Source organism: Terriglobus sp. YAF25, from assembly GCF_052113305.1.
In the GTDB taxonomy this organism is placed as follows: Bacteria; Acidobacteriota; Terriglobia; order Terriglobales; family Acidobacteriaceae; genus Terriglobus.
Genome location: NZ_JBFRCY010000890.1, coordinates 1 through 2,242, shown reverse-complemented (window position 1 = coordinate 2,242; position 2,242 = coordinate 1). Strand labels below are relative to the sequence as shown.

At 56.0% G+C, this 2,242-nt stretch carries 3 protein-coding genes and 1 tRNA gene; 3 read left to right on the top strand and 1 reads right to left on the bottom strand.

Features of this window, described 5'->3' with window-relative positions; translation table 11 throughout:
* The 3 genes from AB4043_RS24905 to AB4043_RS24895 all read left to right on the top strand — a co-directional run.
* Positions 1–607, top strand: a 607-nt coding sequence (locus AB4043_RS24905) for a CAP domain-containing protein (protein WP_442308449.1), incomplete at its 5' end; no start/stop codon positions are given.
* A gap of 90 nt (positions 608–697) precedes the next feature.
* A tRNA-Asn gene (locus AB4043_RS24900) sits at positions 698–772 on the top strand.
* A gap of 97 nt (positions 773–869) precedes the next feature.
* The gene (locus tag AB4043_RS24895) at positions 870–1,226 is read left to right on the top strand and encodes an alpha/beta hydrolase family protein (RefSeq protein ID WP_442308448.1); all 357 of its coding nucleotides are present in this window, start codon (positions 870–872) and stop codon (positions 1,224–1,226) included.
* Here the strand turns inward: AB4043_RS24895 and AB4043_RS24890 are convergent.
* Positions 1,144–2,242: sulfatase/phosphatase domain-containing protein (locus AB4043_RS24890; protein ID WP_442308447.1), on the bottom strand; the 1,099-nt coding region annotated here is incomplete at its 5' end. The two genes, AB4043_RS24895 and AB4043_RS24890, sit on opposite strands and share 83 nt — an antisense overlap.

Here is a 2,242-nt window from a genome sequence, read left to right as displayed (position 1 = left end):
GCGGTGGGATCGTCAGCTTTATGTCGCGGCTCGCTATCACGCGGGGCAGATGGTTCGGGCAGGAGCGATCAGCCATCAGTTTCAGGGAGAGGCGGACCTCACCGAGCGTGTCGCTTCTGCCGGCGCACATGTCTCCGTCGTGGCGGAGAATGTCGCTATGGCTTCAACGGCGGTGATGGTCCACGATGGCTGGATGCATTCTCCCCACCATCGGGAAAACATCCTGGACCCAAGAGTCACTTCGGTGGCCATTGCTGTCATGCCACGGGGCGGAGCGCTCTATGCGGTAGAAGACTTCAGCCGTGATGTCCCCACGCTCTCGCTCTCCCAGCAGGAGAACGCTGTCGTCGAAAGTCTGCGAGCGCTGCGTCTGAACGCCGCGGCCAGTGCCGCGGCCCGGGCGAACTGTGCGGTCGATTCCGGCGTTGTGCAGGGAAGCCGCCCACTCTTTGTGATGCGCTGGACCGCAACCGATCTGAGCGCTGTGCCGGAACAGCTCAAGGTTCGCCTGCGGCAGCGCAGATATAACAGCGCCGAGGTAGGGGCGTGCCCCGTCCATGGAGGCGGAGGATTTACGACGTACCGGGTCGCGGTGCTGATGTACTAATGGATTCCGTTGGAGTTGCCAATCCGCAGCAATTTTCGTATTCTTACTAAGGCGCTTGACCGGCTGGAAATAGCAAGGTCGTGCTGATACTCCGCAGTAGCTCAATGGCAGAGCATTCGGCTGTTAACCGAAGGGTTGTAGGTTCGAGTCCTACCTGCGGAGCCATAAATTCAATGGCTTAGCAGCCTTCGCGCTCTTTTTGCGCCCCAATTCCTTCAAAAGCTAATTGTGCGACTCAGCTACCTGCTACGGACATTTCGTCGTGACGCGCTATCCGGATCTGTTCGCAGCCGCGGCGGAACTCTATGGCTTTGTCTACCGCGAACTTTTCGTGTACCGGACGAATCCGCCCTCGGCCGCTCGTTGGATGATGAAAATGGGTGGTTCGCCTATGGACAAACCTGACGTTTATCGCAAGGCCAACGTGCTTCTCTCCGTCGATAGAGTTCGGACGCTGCTTATTATGCATGGAGAGAACGACCCGCAAGTCCCTCCGTCGGAATCGGCAGCATTTGCCAAAGCCTTACGCGAGCACCTCAAGATATATTTTTACGGACGTAGGATGAATCGGTCGGCTGCTCGTTCGCGAACTGGTCATCATCCTTTACTTCTTTTTTGAGGCGATATAGCTCCTGCTTCAACTGAGCCACCAGTTGTTGCGACTTTGGGTCGTTATAAATGTTATGCATCTCCTGGGGATCTTTCACCAGGTCGTAGCACTCCCACTGATCTTTTTTCCAGAAATAGATCAGCTTATGCGTGTCTGTGCGGACGCCATAATGCGCGCGCGTGTTGTGGTCGCCCGGATCGTGATAGTAGCGGTAGTACATGGCATGGCGCCAGTCCTTCGGCGTGCTTCCTTTCCAAATTGGAAGGAAACTACGTCCTTGCATGTCCGATGGTGTCTGTTGGCCGGSGGCATCGAGGAAGGTTGGTGCAAAATCGCAATTTATGCCGATCGCCTCCGAGACGGTGCCAGGCTTGATGACTTGGGGCCAGCGCACAACGAACGGCATGCGGAGCGAATCCTCATACATGAATCGTTTGTCGAACAGTCCGTGTTCGCCCAGGAAGAAACCCTGATCACTGGTGTAGATCACGATGGTGTTCTTCTGTAATCCATTAGCATCCAACCAGTCCAGAACTCGGCCTACATTATCATCGACACTCTGAACGCAGGCGAGGTAGTCCTGCATGTAGCGCTGATACTTCCAGTCCTCAAGCTCCTTGCCGGTCAAGACCTTCTTCACGCCTTCCACAACGACTTCTACTTCCATCGGCTTTGCGGCAAACCACTGTCGCTGTTCCTGGGGTGACATGTCTGCTGGTGGAACGAGCTTTAGATCCGCACGGGTCAGGTCCCGGAATACGGATTGTTTCTGCTCCCGCAAGGCATCGGTGCGACCGGCGTAATCGTCCCGCAGGGTCGGTGGCTCGGGAATGTGCTTGTTCTCGAACTGCTTCCTGTGCTTTTCGTCGGGAGTCCATTCGCGGTGAGGCGCTTTGTGATGCGACATGATGAAGAATGGCTGGTCCTTAGGACGGCCTTTCAGCGCATCGATAGTCAGGTCGGCGATGATATCAGTGCAATACCCCTTAATCTGCACGGAGCCGTCTTTGTCGTAGAACACCGGA